The 22,880-nt window shown below is 52.7% G+C and carries 27 protein-coding genes; 7 read left to right on the forward strand and 20 right to left on the reverse strand.

Translation table 11 applies throughout. The features are described from left to right. Nucleotides 1-16 precede the first annotated feature (16 nt). Together CHB59_RS06115 and CHB59_RS06120 are read left to right on the forward strand one after the other, a co-directional pair. The gene (locus tag CHB59_RS06115) at nt 17-382 is read left to right on the forward strand and encodes a hypothetical protein (protein ID WP_089375344.1); all 366 of its coding nucleotides are present in this window, start codon (nt 17-19) and stop codon (nt 380-382) included. Further along, the gene (locus tag CHB59_RS06120; protein ID WP_179212086.1) at nt 372-860 is read left to right on the forward strand and encodes a GNAT family N-acetyltransferase; all 489 of its coding nucleotides are present in this window, start codon (nt 372-374) and stop codon (nt 858-860) included. Before CHB59_RS06115 ends, CHB59_RS06120 begins: the two co-directional genes overlap by 11 nt. Before the next feature lie 34 nt (nt 861-894). Here the strand turns inward: CHB59_RS06120 and CHB59_RS06125 are convergent, their stop codons facing one another. After that, nucleotides 895-1,167 carry an HU family DNA-binding protein gene (locus CHB59_RS06125; protein WP_089375346.1) on the reverse strand — a complete coding sequence of 91 codons (273 nt, stop codon included), beginning with the start codon at nt 1,165-1,167 and terminating at the stop codon, nt 895-897. Nucleotides 1,168-1,368: 201 nt separating this feature from the next. Further along, the gene (locus CHB59_RS06130; protein WP_089375347.1) at nt 1,369-1,521 is read right to left on the reverse strand and encodes a DUF3096 domain-containing protein; all 153 of its coding nucleotides are present in this window, start codon (nt 1,519-1,521) and stop codon (nt 1,369-1,371) included. 452 nt (nt 1,522-1,973) lie between these two features. On the opposite strand from CHB59_RS06130, the gene CHB59_RS06135 reads away from it, so the two are divergent. Then, nucleotides 1,974-3,209, forward strand: coding sequence for a mechanosensitive ion channel family protein (locus CHB59_RS06135; protein ID WP_089375348.1), 1,236 nt, complete (start codon nt 1,974-1,976; stop codon nt 3,207-3,209). Nucleotides 3,210-3,213: 4 nt separating this feature from the next. On the opposite strand, the gene CHB59_RS06140 is transcribed toward CHB59_RS06135, so the two are convergent. Beyond that, a complete protein-coding gene (locus CHB59_RS06140) occupies nt 3,214-4,377 on the reverse strand; it encodes an HPP family protein (RefSeq protein ID WP_245835064.1) in 1,164 nt (387 codons plus the stop codon). 142 nt (nt 4,378-4,519) lie between these two features. Here CHB59_RS06140 and CHB59_RS06145 point away from each other — a divergent pair, with 142 nt between their 5' ends. Beyond that, nucleotides 4,520-5,422 (forward strand): hydrogen peroxide-inducible genes activator, encoded by a 903-nt coding sequence (locus tag CHB59_RS06145; RefSeq protein WP_089375349.1) that lies wholly within the window; start codon nt 4,520-4,522, stop codon nt 5,420-5,422. 49 nt (nt 5,423-5,471) lie between these two features. Here the strand turns inward: CHB59_RS06145 and pqqA are convergent, their stop codons facing one another. The 9 genes from pqqA to cutA form a co-directional block, all read right to left on the reverse strand. Then, nucleotides 5,472-5,543, reverse strand: a complete 72-nt coding sequence (gene pqqA, locus CHB59_RS11870) for a pyrroloquinoline quinone precursor peptide PqqA (protein ID WP_081774944.1) — start codon at nt 5,541-5,543, stop codon at nt 5,472-5,474. 168 nt (nt 5,544-5,711) lie between these two features. After that, entirely contained in the window at nt 5,712-6,638 is a 927-nt protein-coding gene (locus CHB59_RS06155; RefSeq protein ID WP_089375350.1) for a DUF3426 domain-containing protein, read from the reverse strand. Between the two features lie 9 nt (nt 6,639-6,647). Next, complete coding sequence (gene prmA, locus CHB59_RS06160; RefSeq protein ID WP_089375351.1) at nt 6,648-7,535, reverse strand: 50S ribosomal protein L11 methyltransferase; 888 nt, start codon at nt 7,533-7,535, stop codon at nt 6,648-6,650. Continuing rightward, entirely contained in the window at nt 7,535-8,884 is a 1,350-nt protein-coding gene (accC, locus tag CHB59_RS06165) for an acetyl-CoA carboxylase biotin carboxylase subunit (protein WP_089375352.1), read from the reverse strand. The genes prmA and accC overlap by 1 nt, the downstream gene beginning before the upstream one ends. An 8-nt stretch (nt 8,885-8,892) precedes the next feature. Further along, the gene (gene accB / locus CHB59_RS06170) at nt 8,893-9,348 is read right to left on the reverse strand and encodes an acetyl-CoA carboxylase biotin carboxyl carrier protein (protein ID WP_089375353.1); all 456 of its coding nucleotides are present in this window, start codon (nt 9,346-9,348) and stop codon (nt 8,893-8,895) included. A gap of 27 nt (nt 9,349-9,375) precedes the next feature. Further along, nucleotides 9,376-9,834: a type II 3-dehydroquinate dehydratase gene (aroQ, locus tag CHB59_RS06175; protein WP_089375354.1), complete on the reverse strand. Its 459-nt coding sequence runs from the start codon at nt 9,832-9,834 to the stop codon at nt 9,376-9,378. A 101-nt stretch (nt 9,835-9,935) separates the two neighbouring features. Beyond that, nucleotides 9,936-10,502 carry a TlpA disulfide reductase family protein gene (locus CHB59_RS06180; protein WP_089375355.1) on the reverse strand — a complete coding sequence of 189 codons (567 nt, stop codon included), beginning with the start codon at nt 10,500-10,502 and terminating at the stop codon, nt 9,936-9,938. Next, nucleotides 10,483-12,342, reverse strand: a complete 1,860-nt coding sequence (dsbD, locus tag CHB59_RS06185) for a protein-disulfide reductase DsbD (protein ID WP_281252020.1) — start codon at nt 12,340-12,342, stop codon at nt 10,483-10,485. Before dsbD ends, CHB59_RS06180 begins: the two co-directional genes overlap by 20 nt. Further along, complete coding sequence (cutA, locus tag CHB59_RS06190) at nt 12,339-12,686, reverse strand: divalent-cation tolerance protein CutA (RefSeq protein WP_089375357.1); 348 nt, start codon at nt 12,684-12,686, stop codon at nt 12,339-12,341. Before cutA ends, dsbD begins: the two co-directional genes overlap by 4 nt. On the opposite strand from cutA, the gene CHB59_RS06195 reads away from it, so the two are divergent. Next, nucleotides 12,685-13,137 (forward strand): FxsA family protein, encoded by a 453-nt coding sequence (locus CHB59_RS06195; protein WP_089375358.1) that lies wholly within the window; start codon nt 12,685-12,687, stop codon nt 13,135-13,137. The two genes, cutA and CHB59_RS06195, sit on opposite strands and share 2 nt — an antisense overlap. A gap of 61 nt (nt 13,138-13,198) precedes the next feature. Then, complete coding sequence (locus CHB59_RS06200) at nt 13,199-14,221, forward strand: CDP-6-deoxy-delta-3,4-glucoseen reductase (protein ID WP_089375359.1); 1,023 nt, start codon at nt 13,199-13,201, stop codon at nt 14,219-14,221. Nucleotides 14,222-14,231: 10 nt separating this feature from the next. On the opposite strand, the gene CHB59_RS06205 is transcribed toward CHB59_RS06200, so the two are convergent. Genes CHB59_RS06205 through hemC form a run of 4 tightly spaced genes read right to left on the reverse strand, consistent with a single transcriptional unit; the run spans nt 14,232 to nt 18,204 of the window. Next, entirely contained in the window at nt 14,232-15,416 is a 1,185-nt protein-coding gene (locus CHB59_RS06205) for a heme biosynthesis HemY N-terminal domain-containing protein (RefSeq protein ID WP_089375360.1), read from the reverse strand. Further along, complete coding sequence (locus tag CHB59_RS06210; RefSeq protein WP_089375361.1) at nt 15,416-16,513, reverse strand: uroporphyrinogen-III C-methyltransferase; 1,098 nt, start codon at nt 16,511-16,513, stop codon at nt 15,416-15,418. Before CHB59_RS06210 ends, CHB59_RS06205 begins: the two co-directional genes overlap by 1 nt. Next, nucleotides 16,506-17,279, reverse strand: coding sequence for a uroporphyrinogen-III synthase (locus tag CHB59_RS06215; protein ID WP_089375362.1), 774 nt, complete (start codon nt 17,277-17,279; stop codon nt 16,506-16,508). The genes CHB59_RS06210 and CHB59_RS06215 overlap by 8 nt, the downstream gene beginning before the upstream one ends. Then, nucleotides 17,272-18,204: a hydroxymethylbilane synthase gene (gene hemC / locus CHB59_RS06220; RefSeq protein WP_089375363.1), complete on the reverse strand. Its 933-nt coding sequence runs from the start codon at nt 18,202-18,204 to the stop codon at nt 17,272-17,274. Before hemC ends, CHB59_RS06215 begins: the two co-directional genes overlap by 8 nt. A 226-nt stretch (nt 18,205-18,430) precedes the next feature. Here hemC and argH point away from each other — a divergent pair, with 226 nt between their 5' ends. Further along, the gene (argH, locus tag CHB59_RS06225) at nt 18,431-19,837 is read left to right on the forward strand and encodes an argininosuccinate lyase (protein WP_089375364.1); all 1,407 of its coding nucleotides are present in this window, start codon (nt 18,431-18,433) and stop codon (nt 19,835-19,837) included. Nucleotides 19,838-19,922: 85 nt separating this feature from the next. Here argH and hemW read toward each other — a convergent pair whose 3' ends face one another. The 4 genes from hemW to rph are packed head-to-tail and all read right to left on the reverse strand — an operon-like array spanning nt 19,923 to nt 22,663. Then, on the reverse strand, nt 19,923-21,113 hold the full coding sequence (gene hemW / locus CHB59_RS06230) for a radical SAM family heme chaperone HemW (protein ID WP_245835070.1): 1,191 nt from the start codon (nt 21,111-21,113) through the stop codon (nt 19,923-19,925). Continuing rightward, nucleotides 21,109-21,342: a hypothetical protein gene (locus CHB59_RS11790; RefSeq protein ID WP_089375366.1), complete on the reverse strand. Its 234-nt coding sequence runs from the start codon at nt 21,340-21,342 to the stop codon at nt 21,109-21,111. Before CHB59_RS11790 ends, hemW begins: the two co-directional genes overlap by 5 nt. Continuing rightward, on the reverse strand, nt 21,339-21,944 hold the full coding sequence (rdgB, locus tag CHB59_RS06240) for an RdgB/HAM1 family non-canonical purine NTP pyrophosphatase (protein WP_089375367.1): 606 nt from the start codon (nt 21,942-21,944) through the stop codon (nt 21,339-21,341). The genes CHB59_RS11790 and rdgB overlap by 4 nt, the downstream gene beginning before the upstream one ends. A 2-nt stretch (nt 21,945-21,946) precedes the next feature. Then, a complete protein-coding gene (rph, locus tag CHB59_RS06245) occupies nt 21,947-22,663 on the reverse strand; it encodes a ribonuclease PH (RefSeq protein ID WP_089375368.1) in 717 nt (238 codons plus the stop codon). Between the last annotated feature and the right edge of the window lie 217 nt (nt 22,664-22,880).

Consider the following 22,880-nt stretch of genomic DNA (forward strand, 5'->3'; position numbering starts at 1 on the left):
ATCTAAGGAAAATGCAGTGACACAGCACGGCAAAATCATAAGCATCCAGGATGTTGATGTCGTCCTTCTCGACTTTGATTATGGTGAGTCGAAAGAAAACGAGACTGCAATCCCCTATTTTAATATCAGATTCGATCTTGAGTTACACCAACGGCGATATTCGCTTACCTATAACAAGCCTGTAGGTAGCGATGATCATTTCAGTATATCAGGAGATGATTATGAGCCATTGTTAAAGGCACTGGAAACAGCACCAGCGCTGACAGCACAGCAGCAATACAGCCTGGAGACCGAACAGGCATTGCATGAAGCACTGTTGCCTATTGCCGAGTCTGTATATGAGGATGTGGAATTCCACTCGCCAGACCAGGATGAAGAATAAGCAAGGCGAGACCAGCGGGATGGTGATTGCTTCCCGCCGATTTACTGATGCCGACGTGCAGCAGCTTTTGTTGCAGCTGGAGCAGGAGTTGTTCCAGATTTATCCTGCCATGCCGGCGCTCACATCGTTGCAACCCATGCTGACACTGGTGGCATACCAGGATGGCCAGGCACTGGCATGTGTGGCATTGATGCCACTGGCTGAGGGAGAGGCAGAAATCAAGCGCTTGTTCGTGAGGCCATCCGCGCGCAGGCTTGGATTGGCCAAACGCCTGCTGCATGAGCTTGAGCAATTTGCGGTTCAGCAGGGCATGCGACGCATACTGGTGGAAACCGGTTATCTGCAGGTTGCTGCCATCACGTTATATCAATGGTTGGGTTATCAGCAGATAGCGCCTTATGGCGCATATATCGGTAATCCTGTGAGCCGGTGTTTCGGCAAGGTCTTGTTGCCGGAGCAAACAAAAACGCCAGCATAAGCTGGCGTTTTATATCGTGCTCATTGAACAATTATTAGTTCAATGCATCTTTCAGTGCCTTACCTGCCTTGAAGCTAGGGGCCTTACGAGCAGCGATCTTGATTTCCTGACCAGTTTGAGGGTTGCGGCCAGTACGGGCAGCACGCTCGGAAACGCCAAAAGTACCGAAGCCGATCAGAGTTACTGTATCTCCACCTTTCAATGCGGCTGTTACGGATGCAGTGAATGCATCAACAGCTTTGCCTGCGGCGGCCTTGGAAATACCAGCTTCCTTGGCGATTTCTTCGATCAGTTCTGTCTTGTTCATATGTTGTCCAGTCCTTGTGTATATTGGGTTATCAAGCTAATTATAGTAAGGCTGATACTTCGCCTTGTTACCAGGTTAAGTAGTAACAGAGGAGAAAATATCACAACCAGCGATCAAATAAACCCCTTTTGCGCATCAATCAAGCAAATTTTTGTGTTTAGAGCCTGTTTTGACGCGACTTTGACACAATTTAGGGTAGTCTCAGGCCCCAAAGGCCTGGGGACCCAGTAGGCCCAGAATGCCAATGATGATCAGATAAAGCGCCACAATATAATTAAGCAAGCGTGGAATTGCCAGGATCAGGATGCCGGCAATCAGGGAAATAACAGGAGCAAGACTGAGGTGCAGGTTCATGAACACCCTTTCAATAGGAGCTGGAAAATATGGAAAAGGGAGTGTCTACTCCCCGGTGAATCAAGCCTTGTGTAAATAGGATTTGGCAACACGTTTGACAACATAGGTGAGTACTGCTGCTTTAATCAGAAATTTCATGATGGATTCCTTCAAAGTTGAAGTTTTATCCTGCGCTCAGCATGAGTCATGCTGTATCGGAAGGTTGCTGATTGCCATGTAGGACAATGCCAGACAAATACCTATGCCGAGTTTTCCGTCAATGGCAGGCGAGGTGGGATTTTTTCTGAACCTATCCCATTCAGAGCGTACTAAAATTCTGTTCCCTAAAATATTTGGCTGGCCATCAGCTTTGTTTTGCCATGAAGGGTGATTTGCTATGGATATGGCGGGAATATTCGAGGTGGCTGGCTACGTACTGGTCGCACATGTTGTAACAGATAGGAAAGAGAGTAATGACAGAAAATTGGAGTCAGTTGGTTGCATGGCTGCAAAGCCATCAAGAAGTATTCAGTTTGGTGTGTGTTGCACTATTATTGCTTGGTGCCTGGTTTGCTAACTGGGTAGTGAAGCATATCCTTGTTCGAGGACTACATAAAGTATTGCGCTCTGCCACTGTCGGGCAGGCCATTGCAAGAAATCGTGTGGTGGCGCGTTTATCGAATATTGTACCGGCCTTGATTATTTCCGTGGGTATTGCCTGGATTTCTGGCCTGCCAGAAGCCGTGGTGACGGTGGTACGCAATGTGGCACATGGCTTTATCGTATTAACCATTGGCTTGGCAATTGCTGGTGTGCTGGATGTGGTCAATGATGTCTGGCAGCAGCGGCCTGATGCCCATCGCAAGCCAATTAAGGGTTATGTACAGGTGGTTAAACTGGTGATTTACATCCTGGCTGCGATTCTGGTGGTGGCGACTTTGATGGATCGTTCCCCGGTAATTTTGTTGTCTGGTATTGGTGCAATGGCAGCGGTGCTGATGTTGATTTTCCAGGATACGTTACTTTCTCTGGTGGCGAGTGTGCAAATCAGCTCTAACGACATCATCCGAGTTGGCGACTGGGTGGAGATGCCACAACTGAATGCCGATGGCGATGTAATCGATATTGCCTTGCACACAGTCAAGATACAGAACTGGGACAAGACGATTACGACAATTCCGACCAAGCGTTTTATCACTGATTCCTTCAAGAACTGGCGCGGTATGTTTGAGTCTGGTGGGCGTCGCATCAAGCGCAGTATTTTTATCGACCAGAACAGTATTCATTTCCTTACTTCCAATGAGCTGCAGCACCTGGAGAAGTTCAGCTTGTTGGATGATTATTTGAAGAAAAAACAGAATGAGCTGGATGAGTGGAATAAGGCATTGGGAGAGAAAGGCAAGCAGCCGATTAATACCCGTAGGGTGACCAATATCGGCACTTTCCGTGCTTATGTGGAGCAATACCTTAAGCATAATCCCAGGTTGCATCAGGGGATGACCATGGTCGTACGCCAGCAGAACCTGTCTGCGGAAGGTATTCCGCTGGAAATCTGGTGCTTCACCAATACCACGGCCTGGGTGCAGTATGAAGCGATCCAGTCAGATATCTTTGATCATTTGCTGGCTATTTTGCCGGAATTTGGTTTACGCGTATTCCAAAACCCAAGCGGCGCGGATTTCCAGGCATTGCGCCCGATCCAGCCCTGATCCGTTAACGGGTAGTTTCCTCCAGCCGCCCTCGATAAAGGGCGGCAATCAGGTCGGTCTGGGTTACGATACCAGCAAGGCGGCGTTCCTGGTCCAGCACCGGAACATGATGGATACCATGTTCTGACAGCAGAGACACTAGCTCGACGATATGTGTGTTTGTACTTACTGTCATGACTTTGCTTGTCATGATCTGCCCGACTACTTCAGGCTGCTCGGTTTGCACCTGGAAGGTGCGTCGTACGAACTGCCTGAGTTTTTCCTCAAAACCGGGATAGACATCGAGATTGGCATGTTTCATGAAATCGAAACGGGTGATGATGCCGATAATACGACGGGCACGATCTACCACTGGCAAGGCCTTGATGTGGTGGTTGAGGAGCAGGGGCCAGGCTTCTTCCAGTAATGTGCCGTATTCCACACTGACCACATCACGCGACATGATGTCGCCACAGGTAATTTCCCCGAAACGACGTTTGTATGCCTGCATCTCCGTTTGCAGAAGCAGGTCTTCAAGATCGTCTCTTGCAATGTCCAGCACCTGATTGTATTGCTTGAGCACGGCGTCCAGGTCATCCGAGGTGAAACCTATGCGATGAGATGGGCTGACATCACCGGTTTTATGGGTGTTGGGTTCCGGTTTGACCAGGTGAGGGTAGCGTCGCCTGGTGGCATTGTTATAAGCGAGAGCAACCAGCAGCAACAGGCCGGAATTGAGAATGACCAACAGCAGGAAGTAAGCAGTATGTTCCAGTGCCAGGGAACCGGAAAGCACGGCAGTGAGGGCTACTGCTCCACCTGGTGGGTGCAGGCAACGCAATGCAAACATCAGGCTGATGGCAAGCGCCACTGCAACAGCGGCGGCGACAGGAATGCTGGGGATAAAATACAGGCTGGCGATACCTGCCATGGCGGAGATCAGGTTCCCCCCCATAATGGACCATGGTTGTGCCAGGGGGCTGGCAGGCACTGCATACAGCAGCACGGCAGAGGCGCCCAGAGGCGCAATCAGGAAAGGCAGGCTCTCTGCACCCAGTAGCCAGGCACTCATGCTTGCGCTGACCAGGATGCCTAGCATGGCACCTAGGCAGGCGCGTAGTTTTTCATGATGATTGACAGGGCTTTGTTGCGGCTTGAAACCCTTGAGCCAGTTCAAAACAGCAGGCACACGTTACTTTCAGTAAAAACAACGGAATTTATCATTATTTAATACGCTTAGCGACGTTTGGCGATATGGTATTTTTAGATAACATATATTAATGATTTATTAATTGTTAGAATTCAATATGTATTGATTATCAGGAGTTGGCATGACGCTGAGTGAACTCAAATTCATTGTGACAGTGGCGCGCGAACGCAATTTCCGCCGTGCTGCAGAAAAATGCTTTGTGAGTCAGCCAGCCTTGAGTCTGGCAGTCAAGAAGCTGGAAGAGGAGCTTGGCGTAATCATCTTCGAGCGTAGTCACAAAGATGTGGCGATGACGCCAATTGGCGAGCAGATTGTGGCGCAGGCTAATCGCACGTTGGAAGAGTCCAACCGGATCAAGGATATTGCGCGTATGGGCAATAACCAGCTTGCGGGATCGTTCAAGCTGGGCGTGATTTATTCCGCAGGGCCTTATCTGTTACCACAAATCATTCCTGCATTGCGTGTATTGGCGCCGGAAATGCCGCTGGAGGTCGAAGAAAACCTGACGGTCAATCTGGAAACCCAGTTACGCAATCGTGTGATCGATGCCGCGATTATTGCCTTGCCTTTTGATGTGCCCGGCGTGAGTTATGAACCTGTGTATGACGAAGGGTTTGTCGTCGCTGTGCCGGACGTTCATCCCTGGGCCAGCCGTACCGAGATTCATGCCGAGGAGTTGGCTGACGAGAAAGTCCTTCTGCTGAATAGCGGGCATTGTTTCAGTAATCAGGTAGTGCTGGCTTGCCCTGAGTTGTCGAGGCACGGAGAAGTATTGCAGGGCAACTCACTTGAAACCATCCGCAATATGGTGGCTTCCAATCTGGGTATTACGGTATTGCCGTGTAGTGCAGCAGTTGAGCGTTACCAGAACCCACTGATCAAGATGATTCCTTTTGCCGATCCTGTGCCTACGCGGCGTATGGCTCTGGCATGGCGTAAGGGCTATACGCGTGGGCAGGCAATAGAATGCTTGTTGAATGCGCTGCGTTCATTACAATCGCCATGCCTGCAGCCAATAGAGTAAAAAGCAAAGGGGCCTGACGGCCCCTTGTGTACGGAGATGAGCAACAGACTTAGCGGTTGCAGACGTACATGGTTACTTCAAAACCGAAACGCATTTCAGTGACTTCTGGCTTGGTCCACATAATAACTCTCCTTTAGGTTCGGGGTAGAAACTGCGGGACTGTGTTTCCAATCACGCAATGCATGATTCGTATCTTATAGAAGCGTGATCAACCTGCCATGCGCAGCATCATGATCTGCACCTCATGATTTTCATGAGTGCCGGTTATGACCACGATGCGGAGTCTGGACTAATAGGTGACAAAGACGCGGTAACCAGAGACGGTTTCGCCACTGGTAGAAAATGCCAGGTGAATCTGTATGCTCTGTTTGGCGGGTATCCCGTCATCTATATTGGTAGCGGGAGGCAGGTATTCTGCCGGCTGGAAAATACGGCGCAGTTTCGGCTGGTCGCTGCTATCTGTCAGAGTAAGTTCCAGTACAGGAAAGGCTTGCGCATAACTTGCATTATTGATGAGAGTGGTGGATAGCTGGATGACTTCAGGATGTTCGAAATCTTCCTGTAGGTCTGAGTCATCCAGAGCCAATAAAGAGGAGTCGCGTGCCAGGGAGACCGTGCACCCCAGCCACTTACAGGCTGTGACCAGTGTTGGCCTGCTGGCTGGCCAGTGACTGACCAGTTCTGTGCGGAAGAAATAAACAGATTGCCCAATGGCCGCGAGCGAGAGCGCTGATATCAATACCAGGGCCAACCATAATGGTATCTGGCGCACAGCAGGAGTTTCCTCGGCAAGGAAGCTCGCGCCGGGCAGCGGTGCCCGGATGGCTTCAGGCAATTCCATGTTGGATGATTCAACGACAGTCTCGGGTTTTGTTTCGTCGATGGAGTTGTCGTGATTTTTGTTGAGCAGGGCAGCGATATCCATGCTGAAGGATGGAGCTGCGCTGGCAGCGGTAACCTCGAAGTGAGGAGCATCCTGGACAAGGGAGATGATGAAGGGTTCTGGCTTAGGGTGGTTGTCGTGTGCGGGAGCTTGTCCGGGATCGGGCAGTGCTGTTGTCAGCGCCTGTGGGGCCAGCACTTCATATAGTCCTGCTGAGGCCCTGAATATATGCAGGCAATGACCACAGCGCACATGGCCTCCATGTGCCGCCAATTGTTCCGGCTTGACGTGAAATCGGGTATTGCACGCTGGGCAGGAGGTCAGTAGCTGCATATCAGTGCGTCACCTTCTGCTTCCTGTCAGCAGCACCCAGCTATCCATGAAGACGGGTGGGTTCATATCAAACCACTCTTGGTAAATGGCACTGACTTGCTCCGCCTGTTCCCGCAAAATGCCTGAAAGTGCGATTTTTCCGCCGGGTCGTGCTGTGCTTGCCAAGGCTGGGGCCAGTACGGAAAGCGCGCTGGATAGAATATTGGCAACAACGATATCGAACTGGCCGTTGGGCAGGTCATTCGCCATGAAGAAGCTGGCATCGACCGCATTTTGTTCAGCGTTATAGACACTGGATTGAATAGCCTGCGGATCAATATCCACTCCGATGACCTGGCTTGCGCCGAGCTTGCGTGCTGCAATAGCAAGAATACCCGAGCCGCAACCATAATCCAGCACGCTGGCACCTGCGCTGACGGTATCCGCAAGCCAGGCCAGGCACAGGTGCGTGGTTGGGTGGCTACCGGTACCAAACGCCAGGCCGGGGTCAAGGACAATATTCAATGCATCTGCATTGGGAGCATCATGCCAGGATGGTACGATCCAGAGGTCATCGCGGATACGGATGGGATCAAACTGGGATTGGGTGGCACGCACCCAATCCTGCTCCGTAATGGTTTCCGTCGTGTACTGGAAGGTCGCAATGCCGGTGGCTTCGCTCAATGACTGCAATACGGTGTGCAGGTCTGTATCTTCGTTGAACAGGGCGCTGACCACGTTTTGCTGCCATATGCCTGGAGGAGGATCGCCAGGCTCGCCAAAAATGGGCTGCTCATCCGGGGTTTCCGCATTGGCATCCTCAATACTGGCGGCCAGTGCACCAAGCTCCATCAGGGCATCGCTCAACAGTTCGGCGTTATTATCCTGCGCCTCAATCTTTAACGAGATCCAGCCCATTATTTGGAGGCAATACCCAGTTTATGCTCCAGATAATGGATGCTGGTGCCGCCATGGCGGAATGCATCATCAGCCATGAGCTCCTTGTGCAAGGCTACATTGGTTTTGATGCCTTCTACCACCATTTCCGACAACGCGATCTGCATGCGGGCAATTGCTTGCTCACGGGTGTCGCCGTAGGCGATCAGCTTGCCTATCATGGAGTCATAGTTGGGAGGCACCATATAACCTTGGTAGGCATGGGTATCAACGCGTATGCCAGGTCCACCGGGCATATGGAATGTGCTAATCCGGCCAGGAGATGGCACAAAGTTGAATGGGTCTTCTGCGTTGATGCGACATTCGATGGAGTGGCCGGAGAGTTTGACATCCTGCTGGCTGATGTCGAGCTTTTCGCCAGCTGCAATCAGGATTTGCTGCTTGACGATATCAATGCCCGTGATCATCTCGGTAACAGGGTGTTCCACCTGCACGCGGGTATTCATCTCAATGAAATAGAATTCACCATTTTCATAGAGGAACTCAAAAGTGCCGGCACCGCGGTAATTGATGCGTTTGCAGGCTTCTGCACATGCCGTACCGATTTTCTCACGCAACTCGGGTGTGATGCCAATGGCAGGCGCTTCTTCCAGAACTTTCTGGTGGCGGCGTTGCATGGAGCAGTCACGTTCACCCAGATAAATGGCATTGCCATGCTGGTCTGCAAGCACCTGAATTTCGATATGGCGCGGCTGTTCCAGAAATTTTTCCATGTAGACCATGGGATTGCCAAAAGCCGCTTGTGCTTCGGCCTTGGTCATGTTCACGGCATTCAAGAGCGCAGCTTCCGTGTGTACAACACGCATGCCGCGACCACCACCACCACCAGCAGCCTTGATGATGACCGGGTAACCGATGGATCTGGCAATACGCAGGGTTTCATCGGCGTCATCTGACAGGGCGCCATCTGAGCCTGGAACGCAAGGCACACCAGCTGCTTTCATGGTGTCCTTGGCACTGACTTTATCACCCATCAGGCGAATAGTCTCCGCACGTGGACCGATGAATGCAAACCCGCTTTGCTCGACGCGCTCTGCAAAATCGGCATTCTCGGATAGAAAACCGTAACCAGGATGGATGGCTTCGGCATCAGTGACTTCTGCAGCGCTGATGACGGCCGGAATGTTGAGATAGCTTTGTGCAGAAGGCGCAGGGCCGATGCACACGGATTCATCAGCAAGTTTGACGTATTTGGTCTCGCGATCAGCTTCAGAATGCACAGCAACTGTCTTGACGCCAAGCTCGCGACAGGCGCGCTGGATACGCAGCGCGATCTCACCCCGGTTGGCAATAAGGACTTTATTGAACATGTAAATTCCTAGCCTATGATGAACAACGGTTCGCCGAATTCTACTGGTTGACCATTTTCGACCAGGATTGCCTTGATGACACCAGTCTTGTCGGCTTCGATTTCGTTCAGGAGCTTCATGGCTTCAATGATACAGACGGTATCACCGGCAGTGACGCTGCTGCCGACATCAACAAATGGCTTGGCATCAGGAGATGGGGCACGATAGAAAGTGCCTACCATAGGCGATTTGACCACGTGTCCTTCAATGGCAGGCGCTGCAGGTTCGGCAGCTGCCGCGGCAGGTATGGCTACCTGGGGGGCTGCAGGAGCAGCAATGTAAGGCTGGGCAAATTGAACCGGCGCCTGGGAGGCTGGAAGATGGCGCGAAATGCGTACCTTTTCCTCGCCCTCGGTGAGTTCCAGCTCGGAAATACCGGACTCTTCAACCAAGTCGATCAGCTTCTTCAGTTTGCGTAAATCCATGTTTTACCTCAAAAATGTGTTAACCCATTACGCAGCGGTAATGGTGGTGATGGCGTAGTTCAGAGCCAGGGAATATCCACGTGCTCCAAGACCACTGATAACGCCCACGGCAAGATCAGAGAAATAGGAGTGATGGCGGAAGGATTCGCGTGCGTAGATATTCGAAAGATGAACTTCAATGAAAGGGGTTTTTACCGCAGACAGTGCATCGCGCAAGGCTACGGAAGTGTGGGTAAACGCTGCGGGATTGATGATGATGAAATCTACAGGCTGGTGTGCCAGCGCATGGATTTTCTCTATCAGCATACCCTCGTGGTTACTCTGAAAGGTTTCAATGGCAATGCCTGCAGCATGTGCCTGCTGCTTGAGCTGAGTATCAATATTTTCCAATGTATCCGCACCATAGTGATGAGGCTCACGTAATCCCAACAGGTTAAGGTTGGGACCATGTAGTACCAGTACGGATTTGGAAGACAGTTGGGCCATGAAAGGGAGCGGTTTGACCGCCAGTGTAACTTTAATGGCTGCAAGTTTGCCGTAATTCAGGGTATTTTGTCTAGAGAATTGAGGGAATTTAGCGAAATTACTTACTGATGAGATATGGGGGATACGGTCAGAAGCGGCAGTAGGGATTCCTCTAATGAGGCCTTGCTGATGCGCCCGAGAAAACTCCCGGCAATTCTACCATTGGAATCAATAATGACGGTATGAGGGACGACACTTTTACTATTGCCCAATGATTTACTGAGTGACATGCCTTCCACATCAGCCGCTAGCAATGGGTAAGGCATGGGAGTTTCTGCAGAAAATGCCCGCATCTGGTCGCTGTCATCCAGAGAAATACCGAGGACGGTCAGTCTGCCTGCATATTGACGGGACAATGCTGCCAGTTCTGGCATTTCCGTTCGACAGGGCGCGCACCATGTAGCCCAGAAGTTCACAACCAATATTTGCCCCTGCCACTGCGCCAGAGCTTGTTCTGCACCCTCGGTATCAATGGCATGGGCAGCAAAAAAGGACGAGGTGGAAATGGAGGCCTCAGCAGGCTGCTCATGAAACTGCTGGCCTGCTATCAGTGCTACGCCGGCTATTGCCGCTATAGCCAATAGGCAGATTCCCTTGCCTGGTTTGAATTTATTCCGGCGGAGAGGCATTGGTTTTTACCGCATTCAATGTTGCGAGGAATTTGCTACTGTTCTGGTAGCCGATTACCCGGTGAGGCGTCATTTCCTTGCCAGCATTGTCAAAGAAAATAATGCCAGGTGGCCCGAAGAGGCCAAAATGCTTGAGTAATGCTTGATCCTCTACATCATTGAGGGTGACATCGGCCTGCAGTAAGGTAAAGTCACGCAAGTGAGTACGTACTTGAGTGTCGTTGAACGTAAATTGCTCCATCTCTTTGCAGGCGACGCACCAGTCAGCATAAAAATCCAGCATGACTGGCTTGCCTGCGTTTGTCGCCAGCGCTTGTTCCAGATCGGCGACACTTTTGATACGCTGAAAGGACAATGGCGATATGTTTTGTCCGGTCAGGCTCGCCAATGGGTGCAATGGTGATTTTGCACCGGAGGCGGCACCGATGACCAGCGTAGCACCTACAAGCAGCATGAGAATCGCAATGCCTTTCCAGAAACGAAGCCATGCGCCTGCTGCTGCCGGCAGAGGGTCGAGCGCATGCATGAAGATGGCTGGGATGATGAGTAGTGCGGCCCAGAGCAGCAGTTGCAGGCTGGTGGGTAATAATGGCGAGATCAGCCATAAGGCCACCGCGAGCATGAAAACGCCAAAGAACTGGCGGATTGCCATCATCCATGGTCCGGCCTTGGGTAGCAATGCGCCGGCTGAAGCGCCTAGCAATAACAGGGGTACGCCCATGCCCATGGATAGTGCAAACAGGGCAGATGCGCCGAGTATGACATCCTGGGTCTGTCCGATATATATCAGGGCACCGGCGAGTGGCGCTGCGATACAGGGGCTGACAACCAGTGCGGAAAGTATGCCCATGAAGAACACGCCTATGAAACGTCCTCCTGGCAAACGATTGCTGGCGGTGATCAAACGGTTTTCCAGGGCAGTGGGAAGCCTGAGTTCGTAAAAGCCGAACATGGACAAGGCAAGCAGGACAAATATCACTGCACTGGCACTCAGTACCCAGGAGTTTTGCAAGGCCGTGCTCAGCAGTTGACCGGACAAGCCTGCCGCCACGCCTGCGGCGGTATAACTCAAGGCCATGCCCAGAGTGTATGCCAGTGAAAGCCGGAAACCATGCCAGCGGTTTTTATTGCGGCTGCCAACAATGATGCCGGACAGGATAGGCAGCATGGGTAATACGCAGGGAGTGAGTGACAGTAGCAGGCCAAATCCAAAAAAACCACCTAGTATCAGCAAGGTATTGCCATTGGCCAATAAACTGGCTGCCTGGTCATGTTCGCTTTCGCTGGATATTGGTGCAGGAGAGGAACCTGCAGTGCTGCTGGTGGTCGCATGCAGGGAGTCCAGTGTGAATGTGCGCTGCTGGGGTGGGTAGCACAGGCCTTTTTCGCTGCATCCCTGGTATGTTGCCTGTACCGTGATGGTGTCACTGGGGGAGTTTGCCAGAGCCAAGTGCATATCGGCGCTGAAGCTGTGGTGGAATACTTCCGTGCGGCCAAAGGTTGGATCTTGTTTCCAGTCACCTTGTGGCAAATCAAGTTGACTGATTTTGTAGCTGGCAGGCACCAGCTCAAACCTGATTTTATTTTTGTAAAGATAGTGACCTGGTGCAATGTTGAAGTGGGCCTGCAGATGATCTGCATCAATTAATTCTACTTGGAGCTTGAAAGCTTGCTCTGGTGACAGAATATTATCTGTATCCTTGCCCAGGAATGTGCTGCGACCCTGGTTCAGCCACTCTCCCAACTGGCTACTGCCTGCGGCATACGCCATATTGGCAGAGAGCAGCAGGGTTGCAAGCAGCAGAAGAAATGAGAAGTAACGGTGCGATACGGAGTTCAAGCCTGGGTTTCCTGGTGTAGCCATTCAAGGTAGGCGGGTAAACCGCCTGTCACTGGGACATGGATGATCTCGGGAAGTTCGTACGGATGCAGTTCCTGAATGATGGTTTCCAGCTCGGGATAGCGTGCAGCGGTGCTTTTGATGAGTAAGGGAATTTCTGTTGTGGTTTCCAGTTTGCCTTGCCACTGGTAGAACGATTGGTAGGGCGCAAGCAGGTTGATGCAGGCCGCGAGTTTCCGGTTGATAAGTTCGTGAGCCAGGTGCTGAGCGCTGGCCTGATCCGGCATATTGGTCAGGATCAGGATGGCGTTGTTGTTTTCTGATGATGGAGATTGAAGTTTCATGCGTTTTATTTTCCTTTTGCTGATTCTACTAGCTTTTCCAGTGGCTGAGATATGGATACTGGCAGAGCTGGCAGCAAGATATGGTTGGCTGGTGCTGGTGTACCTGGTCGTTGTGGGTATATTGGGCTGGCGTTTGATTCAGGATGAAAGAAACTTGTTGATGGGGCGTATGATGCAAACCCTGCAAGCAGGCGGGACTCCTGTGCGCGCCATGTTCGGCAGTGCAAAGAACCTGATTGCTGGCGTATTGCTCATTATCCCGGGAGTGGTTAGCGATCTGATTGCCGTGGTCTTGCTATTGCTTCCTGGAGGGGGTAAGCAGCCAGTTGCGGCCAATGATGAAGAGTTCGTTTCACGTGAAACCATTTATTCTGAATATCGCGGCAATGCACCTGCAGAGCAGCCAACCGCCGGGGATGTCATAGAGGGCGAGTATCGGCGCGAGGACTAGCGCTATGCTAGACTAGGCGCTTTTCGGCGTCAGGCCGTACTTGTGCACGATCAGGAGCTCCATGTCTTTTCAAGTCATTATCAAACCCAGCGACCGCGTATTCATGGTGGAGGATGGCGATACTGTACTGGATGCCGCGATTGATGCAGGTATCAGTCTGCCTTATGGCTGCCGCAATGGTACTTGTGGCGCCTGCAAGGGCCAGATTCTTGCAGGCGACGTGAATGATGGCGATTATTTCGAAAGCGCCTTGAGCGCAGACGAAAAGAAAACCGGTAAGGCATTGTTTTGTTGCGCGCAACCGTTGTCTGATCTTGTCATTGAATGCCGCGAAGTGGCTGGGGATGGTATCCCACCCCGTATTATGCCTGTCCGTGTGGAGAAGCTGGAAAAGCTGTCGCATGATGTGATGCGCATGACGCTCAAGTTGCCGGTGAATGAGCGTATGCAGTTCATGGCAGGGCAATATGTTGAATTTCTGCTCAAGGATGGGCGGCGGCGGGCATTCTCCCTGGCCAATGCGCCTTATCATGACCGCTTTCTCGAACTGCATATGCGGCTGGTGCCGGGCGGCCAGTTTACCCACTATGTGTTCAGCGAAATGGCCGAGAAAACCATTTTGCAGCTGGAGGGACCGTTTGGGACTTTTTATCTGCGTGAAGACAGCCAGCGCCCTGTGATTTTTGTAGCGGGTGGTACCGGGTTTGCACCAGTGAAGGGGATTGTGGAGCAAGCGGTGCATCATGGCGTGCAGCGCCCGATGATACTGTACTGGGGTGCCAGGACCAGGCAGGACCTGTATATGGATGAGCTGCCGCGGCAGTGGCAGGAACAGTATCCGTTCTTCCGTTATGTGCCGGTATTATCCGATCCCACGCCTGATGATGCCTGGCAGGGCAGGGTCGGGCTGGTGCATGAGGCAGTACTACAGGATCACCCGGATATGAGCGCGTATCAGGTATATTGTTGTGGTGCACCACAAATGGTGGCAGCAGCGCATCGTGATTTCCAGCAGCACGGGCTGCCGGAAGACGAGTTCTTTTCTGATGCGTTCACCTTTGCCAACCCTGTGACAAAGGCGTGAGGACAAGGACCTAGCCGTTTTGCTCGCGGCAGAGCTCCAGGCTCATGCGATAGTGGCGGTTGGCGTCTTCACTTTCGTTACGATTGTCGAACAAGCGTGCCAATGTGAGATGGGCTTCAGCGGATGATGCCATGCTGATACTGGCCTCGAGATAGCTTTGTGCCTTACCCCACAGGTTCAGGCGCATGCACATCTTACCCAGGGACAGCAGCAGCGGGGCATCCTCTTCGTGACTCAGCAACCAGTGTTCTGCCTGTTGTAGTTGCTTCTGCGGGCTGGTGCTGATGCAGTCTCCGAGTTTGCCAGCCAGCTCACTGTTCCATTGCTTGGTCAGGCTCATCTCCAAGACCTCCTGTGCCTGGTTGCCTGCATTCAGTGCAATGAAGGCGTCTGCTGCCGCACTGGCAATCCGACCGTTCAGGCGATCATCCTCTGGTACTTTTTTCCAGTACGCAGTGAGCGCATTCAAGTCGCGGGAATGACGTTCAAACAGGTGTTGATGAGCCTGGTGACGAATTTCCCGGGCCTGCCAGCTTTCCATGCCACCGTGTTTTTCTATCTGTTGCAGCAAGACCAGTACTTGTTCCCAGTTATTGAGGCGTAGTTGAGCCTTCAATTCCAGATTCATGGCTGGAACGAATCGCGGCTCCAGCTTCTCGATTTGTTGCAGCACATCCAATGTCTGGCTGTACATGCGGTCATCCAGCATCAATTCCGCTGTCAGCAGCAAGCGGGCGACGGTCGCATCAGGAGCCAGTCGTTCCGCTTCTGCGAGATAATAGTCGCGTTGGCCCTTATGCTTGAGCTTGTGCGCAGCACGTGCTGCAAGCAGGGTGGTCAGGCTGGGGTCTTCTCCCAGCTCCAGGGCTTTGGCAGCAGCTTTCTGCGCGAGTTGATAACGTCCCTGGCTCATGGCATGCAGGGATTCCAGCAAAGCCGCATGGCCTTTGCGGATCCGGCGGTTTTCCCGGTAAGCAAGCACATTGGCAGGCAAGTCCCGTGCATAGTTGATGAAGCGCAGAATGAGGTGCAATGAGGCAAAAGCCAATACCACCAGGATAATCAGCAGGTTGAGGGATAACTCGAAGCGATAGGGTGGCCGGACAATCAGTACATAGCCTGTATTGTTACCTGCCAGCAGGGAGCCGCCGATGGCAAGTGCGAGAATCAGTAGAATCCAGATCAATGTACGCACTATTGACCCCGCTCAAGATTGGTACGATCGAGATTGCGCTCGGAATTGTTGGCGCGTTCCAATGTGAGTTTGTAAGTGCTTGCTAATCCCAGTGTTTCGGAAACATCCGGTAACTGGATCACGATATTGTTGTCCGAGAGCTGCTTTAAGGTAGCCAGTGCAACCGTGGTAATGTTCTCACGCAGGTCAAAATGGTTTTTGATCCATTGTTCTGCCTGTTGCAGGTCGGCGCGATATGAGGCCTCATCACGCTGCAGCAGGGAAATTCTTGCGGCGAGCAGGCGAAGCTTGAGGTTTTCACGCAGGAAGAAGGTCTGGTCTGGTGCCAGCAAAGGTGGTTCAGGGCGATCGACACGCTCCAGCCGGATCATGTTTTTGAGATCATTCCAGATTTCTTGCGCCAGTTTCCGGAACTGGTTTTCTTCTGCCTGCGTAGTGGTAGGCATGGTGCCTTGGGGGTGACGCTCGCTGACAAGCGGCAGTTTGTCAGTGTTCTCGATCAGGTTTTCCAGCTTGAGGCTGATGCCTACCATATCAATCTGCGGTAATTCCTGCAGGCGTTGGATATCCCTGGCAATGGCCTTGCGCAGCTGTATGGCGGATGCACTATCCATTTGCTGCAAACGTGAGTCTGCAGTTTGCAGGGCCAAAAGCGCTGGTTTGAGGTTGCCTGCCAGCTGTAGTTGCTGGTTGGCGATGATCAATAGCTGTTCGACTTCGGCAATCACGCGCTCATCATGATTGTTGACCAACTCCAGGTATAAGGTCTGCAGCGCTTCCTGTTGATCACGTGATTCTGTCAGTTGCTGTTCCAGGCGGATGATGCGCCCGTTTGCCTCGGAACTGCGCTCATCGGCATTCTTGGCCAATGCCAGGCTTTGCTGGTTTGAGCCATTGAATTGTTCCAACCTCTGGGTCAGCGTCTGCTCCAATGCAGTAAAACGGTGGCGGGTATCCAGCCATTGCCACGAAATAAAGGCAATCGCAACGATGGCGATGAGCAGTGCCAACCTTGCTGGCAGGGAAGGCCTGCGCGGTTGGCTGGCTATGGCAGCTTGTGATGTCTGGGCGTCAGGTAATTGTTGTTGTTCAGTCATGGTTTACTTTACTCAAACATTGCAGCATTGCGTCATCTCCGGGCATGTCTGCGGTCACTACCCGTAATCCCAGGCGGGATGGTTGTTCCGCAATGCGCGCATGATTGACGTAGATTGTGAGGTCACGTAGCCATTCTGCGCTGCCATTGCCTGTCATGGCAAGTAAATGCCGCATGGCTTCGCTACTGGTGACTACTATGCTATCCAATTGTTTATTTTGCCATAATAAATGCAATTTTTTTGTGTCCGTTTGTGGATTGATGCGGCGATAGCATTCAGCAAAATGCACGGTCGCACCTCGGTGACGCAGGGTGTCGGCCATCAATTCTCGTCCACCGATACCACGTACGATCATGATACGTTGGTGCTGCACGTGTTGCATTTCCATTAATGTCAGCAATGCTTCACTGTCAAAACGCTGCTCAGGCTGGAGCACATGATGGACACCATAATGCTGTAATTCTGTGGCAGTGACCGGGCCGATTGCTGCAAACCTTGGCTTGGCAGGCCATGGCCATGAGGGGAACCTGGCCATCAACCTGGGCATGGCATGCTGTACCGCGTTGGAGCTGATGAAGATCACCCAGTCATAGGAGGGAAAATCTGCAATCACCTGCTCGAAGTGCGCATAGTCTTCCAGCGCTGCGATGGTAATCAGGGGAAAATCGATGACAGTACCGCCAGCAGCCTCAACCAAGCTGGTCAGGCGTTTTGCCTGGCCAGGCGGCCGGGTGATGGCGATATGGCGGTTGGCCAGGCTAATCATGCGTCAATGCGGCAAGCAGGCGATCAGCCCCACGCGCCACCAGTTTTGCCGCCAGGGCCTGCCCCAATGCTTCGGGTTGGGAGATAGCGCCATGTAGGGTTTCCCGTAGCAGTTCCTTGCCATCAATACTTGCAACAAAACCTGTCATGTGAAGCTCGTCGCCATGTTGCTGCGCGTAGGCACCCAGGGGAACCTGGCAGCTGCCAGCCAGCGCGCGGCTCATGCCACGTTCTGCTTCCACACATGCGGCAGTTTCAGCATGGTTGAGCGGTGCCAGCACTGCCAGCAGGTCCTGGCGGTCTGCGTTGATTTCAATACCCAGGGCACCTTGGCCAACGGCAGGAATGCTGTTGGCCGGATCTATATATTCGCGGATCCTGGATGCCAGGCCCAGACGCTTCAGCCCGGCAGCAGCCAGGATGATGGCGGCATACTGGCCTTCATCCAGTTTGCGTAACCGGGTCTGCAGATTGCCGCGCAGCGATTCTATTTTCAGGCCGGGAAAGCGAGCCTGCAACTGGCTCTGGCGTCGCAGACTGGAGGTACCGACAATGCTGCCTGCAGGCAGGACGTCCAGGGAGTCATGGTCATTGGAAACAAAAGCGTCACGTGGGTCTTCGCGCTCGCCAATTGCGGCCAGCGCAAACCCGGGAGGCAGATGCATGGGAACATCTTTCATGGAGTGGACGGCCAGGTCGGCGCGACCATCGGCCAGGGCTTGTTCCAGCTCCTTGACAAACAGGCCCTTGCCACCAATCTTGGCCAGAGGTGAGTCCAGTATCTGGTCCCCTGTAGTCGTCATACCGAGAATGGTGACTTCTGTATCAGGGTATAAAGATTGCAGGCGTTGCTGGATATGCTGGGCTTGCCACATCGCAAGCGCACTTTCACGTGAGGCAATCACCAGTTTTCTAGGTGGAGTCATGAGGTCAGGGGCTGGTCTGGCTTGCGCTTTGCAGCTATGTCATTAAAAACGCCCATTTTATCACAGCGCTTGCGCCGCCTAGAGGCGGCAGAGATTTACTTACAATGGAGGCGAGCGCGGGCAACTATGCGCTGCGTGGATTAACAGCTTTTTGCTTTATAATGGCAGACAATTAGCGCGCTTTTATTCGATATCACGCATTATCGTGAGCGCATGACGTAACATCATGACAGAAAAGTCCAATATCTTGAATTCAACTTCTTCCAAAACATGGTCGGGCCGTTTTAACGAGCCGGTGGCTGAGCTAGTCAAGCAATATACTGCTTCGGTGGGGTTTGACTACCGCTTGGCTGAATACGACATACAGGGTTCTCTCGCACATGCGAGTATGTTAGGCGCACAGGGCATCATCAGCCAGGAAGACGTAGCCAGGATTGAGCAAGGGCTGGAAGAGATTCTTGAAGAAATTCGCAAGGGGGAGTTTACCTGGTTACTTGATCTTGAGGATGTGCATCTCAATATCGAGAAACGTTTGACAGACAAGATTGGCGACGCAGGTAAGCGCTTGCATACAGGACGTTCCCGCAATGACCAGGTAGCGACGGATATCCGCTTGTGGCTGCGGGCTATGGTGGATGATGCTGTGGGCCGTATCCGCAAGCTGCAACAATCCCTGGTGGATCTGGCAGAGCAGCATGCAGATACAGTAATGCCTGGTTTTACCCATTTGCAGGTCGCGCAACCCGTGACATTTGGCCATCATCTGTTGGCCTATTTTGAAATGCTGCAACGGGATGCCGAGCGTTTCATTGACGCCCGCAAGCGTATCAACCGCCTGCCGCTGGGAGCTGCTGCCCTCGCAGGGACCAGTTATCCGATCGACAGAGAGAGGGTAGCGCGCGAACTGGGGTTTGATGCGGTATGCGAGAACTCTTTGGATGCCGTGTCTGACCGTGACTTTGCCATTGAATTCACCGCTGCCGCGTCCTTGCTGATGACGCATTTGTCGCGCCTGTCTGAAGAATTGATTCTCTGGTCCAGCCCGCGTTTTGGTTTTATCGATATTGCAGATCGTTTCTGTACCGGCTCTTCCATCATGCCGCAGAAGAAAAATCCTGATGTGCCGGAACTGGTGCGTGGCAAGACCGGACGTGTCAACGGCCACCTGGTGGCATTGTTGACACTGATGAAAAGTCAGCCGCTGGCCTACAACAAGGACAACCAGGAAGACAAAGAGCCTTTGTTCGATACCGTGGATACCCTGCTGGTAACGCTGGAAATCTATGCTGACATGCTGCGTGGCATCAAGGTGGATAAGGATGCCATGCGATTGGCTGCCGCAGAAGGGTTTGCCACGGCCACTGACCTGGCAGACTACCTGGTCAAGAAAGGCATGCCATTCCGGGATGCCCATGAAGTGGTGGCATTGGCAGTGCGTCATGCAGTGGAGCAGAAGTGTGACCTGGCGGATCTTCCGCTGCCGCAGTTGCAGGTATTCAGTAACCAGATTGCAGAAGATGTTTATGAAGTGCTGACACTGGAAGGATCACTGGCAAGCCGCAATCATCGCGGTGGAACGGCGCCAGCACAAGTGCGGGAAGCATTGAAGCGTGCCAGGGCCTTGCTCGGATAGTATATTCCTGTGATCAAACAACAAGGCCCGCAACTGCGGGCCTTGTTGTTTGATCTGTACCTTGTATCAATCCGATATGAGATGGCTATTCAAGAAACATGGCGAGTAGTTCGTTCAGGAAGCGCTGACCAAGCAAGGTTGGGGCGATACGCGTGTCTGAAGTACTGAGCAAACCTTTATCAACAGCAGATTGCAAGGTGGAGGCAATACTGCTGAGTGGCAAGCCGGTGCGCATGGTGAACAGCTCTGGTTCGAAGCCGTCAGTGAGGCGTAAAGCATTCATCATGAATTCAAAAGGCAGTTCTTCGCGTGGGATTTGCCAGATATTGTCTGCCGCGTTGCCGCGCATGGCATGTTCCAGATAACGCTTGGGGTGTTTGTGGCGGCTTTCCCGTGTGATACGGTCATGAAAACTCAGCTTGCTGTGGGCGCCGGCTCCGATGCCGAGATAGTCGCCGAACAGCCAGTAGTTGCGGTTGTGGCGGCACTGGCGACCATGTTGTGCAAATGCGGAAGTCTCATAATGATCGTAACCATGCTGGCCAAGCAGGTTCTCTATGGCCTCTTGCATGCTAGCGCTGGTGTCATCATCTGGCAGGACAGGTGGCGTGCGATGGAAAGGTGTGTTGGGTTCCAGCGTCAGGTGATAAAAGGAGAGATGGGCCGGTTTCAGTTCGCATGCACGTTGCGCATCGGCAAGAGCGTGTTCCAGGGTCTGGCCGGGCAAGGCATACATGACATCCAGGTTGACGGAATCAAAGGTATTGAGCGCCAGCTCCGCCGCTGCCATGGCCTGGGCTTCATCATGAATGCGGCCGAGTTTCTGCAGATACTCACTGTCAAAACTCTGGATGCCCAAGGACAGCCGGTTGACTCCTGCGGTGCGGTATCCTGTGAAATGTGCGGCATCGACAGTGCCAGGATTGGCTTCCAGCGTGATTTCACAATCTGAGCTGAGCTGCACCAAGGCGCGGACATTGCTCAGGATGCGGTCTATGGCCTCCGGGGAAAACAGGCTGGGAGTACCGCCACCGAAGAAAATGCTGTGCACGCGACGACCCCAGATGCGCGGTACGGATTGCTCCAGATCGGCAACCAGTGCGTCTACATAGGCGGTCTCCGGGATTTCGCTACGTGATTCATGTGAGTTGAAATCACAATAAGGACACTTGCGAACACACCAGGGAATGTGGATGTACAGGGAAAGCGGTGGTGGCTGGGTCGGCGCTGAAGAAAGGCTGCTGCTGGCTTCTGGCTGGCTGGCCGTTGCGCTAATTTCCTGTATTTTTATGGGGGTGCTGATAGGGATTCACCAGTTCGTCAATCAGGCGATGCAGTGCTTCCCGCATCTGGGTTTCGGAGACCTCCATGAGCAAGCCATCCTCAAGGGCATCCTGCGCAATCTGCTTGATCTCGTCAAAATTCTCAGTCATGACCTTAACCTTTTCGGTACATGAGACCACGCTGCCATCATCGCGCAGCCATTTGGGCCAGTCACCACTCATAGTGCCAGCCTTTCCAGTTGCTGGACGAGTTTCGTCAATGCATGGCCGCGGTGGCTGATGCGGTTCTTGATGTCAGCAGGCAATTCGGCGGCAGATTGTCCGGTCTTGGCATCCAGGAACAAGGGGTCATAACCAAAGCCACCAGTGCCACGCGGTGCCTGGAGGATTTCTCCTTGCCAGATACCTTCTGCGATCAGGGGCTGGGGGTCGTCAGCGTGGCGCACAAGTACCATCGCGCAGTAATAATAGGCATGACGATCATGCTGGTTCTCCAGACTTTGCAGCAACTTCTGGTTATTGCGTTCGTCCGATTTCGGCTCACCTGCATAGCGGGCGGAATACACGCCGGGTGCCCCTTGCAGGACATTGACACAAATGCCGGAATCATCGGCAAGTGCTGGCAGACCGGTATGGCGGCTGGCATGGCGTGCCTTGGCCAATGCATTTTCAATGAAAGTCGCAAATGGCTCTTCTGCTTCGGTCACATTGAATGCGGATTGTGGCAACACCTCAATGGACAGTGGTTGGAGCAAGGCCTGGATTTCCTTCAGCTTGCCCAGGTTGCCGCTTGCAATCACCAGTTTCTGGAAAGGCATGGCCATGTTTATAGTCCCAGTACGGCTTTCTGCTTGAGCAGCAGGGAGTGGATACCGCTTTCCGCCAGTTCCAGCATGCGGTTCATGGCCTCACGCTGGAACGGTTCGCCTTCAGCCGTGCCCTGGATTTCCACAAAACCGCCCTGGCCGGTCATTACGACATTCATATCGGTATCGCAGGCGGAATCCTCGACATAGTCGAGATCCAACACTGGATTTCCCTGATACACACCCACTGAAATGGCAGCCACTGCATCACGCAACGGGGATTCCGCGATCAGTTGCTTGTTCAGCAGCAAACTGATCGCGTCATGCAATGCGACATATGCGCCGGTGATGCTGGCGGTACGTGTGCCACCATCAGCCTGGATGACATCGCAATCAAGATGAATCGTGCGCTCACCGAGCTTTTCCAGGTCAATGATGGCGCGCAGGCTGCGGCCGATCAGGCGCTGGATTTCCTGGGTGCGGCCTGATTGCTTGCCGCGGGCCGCTTCACGGTCCATGCGGCTGCCGGTGGAGCGGGGCAGCATGCCATATTCTGCAGTGACCCACCCTTGGTTCTTGCCGCGCAGGAATGGAGGTACTCTTTCTTCCACGCTGGCGGTGCACAGCACATGAGTATCACCAAATTTGACCAGCACGGAGCCTTCCGCATGCTTGGTGTAATGGCGGATGATTTCAACTTCACGTAACTGATCCGGGGCGCGGTTGCTGGGACGCATGATGATTCCTGAGATCTCAAAGGGGATATTATAAGCGATGCCTGCAGTATGGATTGCCTAAATTTAGTTATAGCTGGCCCATATGTTAGTACTTGCTATACGAAATCAAGGCTAGCTGCCAGCCTTCGTAGCTTATCTGCTTGCTCTTTGCTTGAGTGGGATACACAGCAAATTACAGGGTAATCTGCCATGACCCTCTGCAGATTTGATACCATGA

It is taken from the genome of Methylobacillus rhizosphaerae, from assembly GCF_900187985.1.
Taxonomy (GTDB): Bacteria; Pseudomonadota; Gammaproteobacteria; order Burkholderiales; family Methylophilaceae; genus Methylobacillus; species Methylobacillus rhizosphaerae.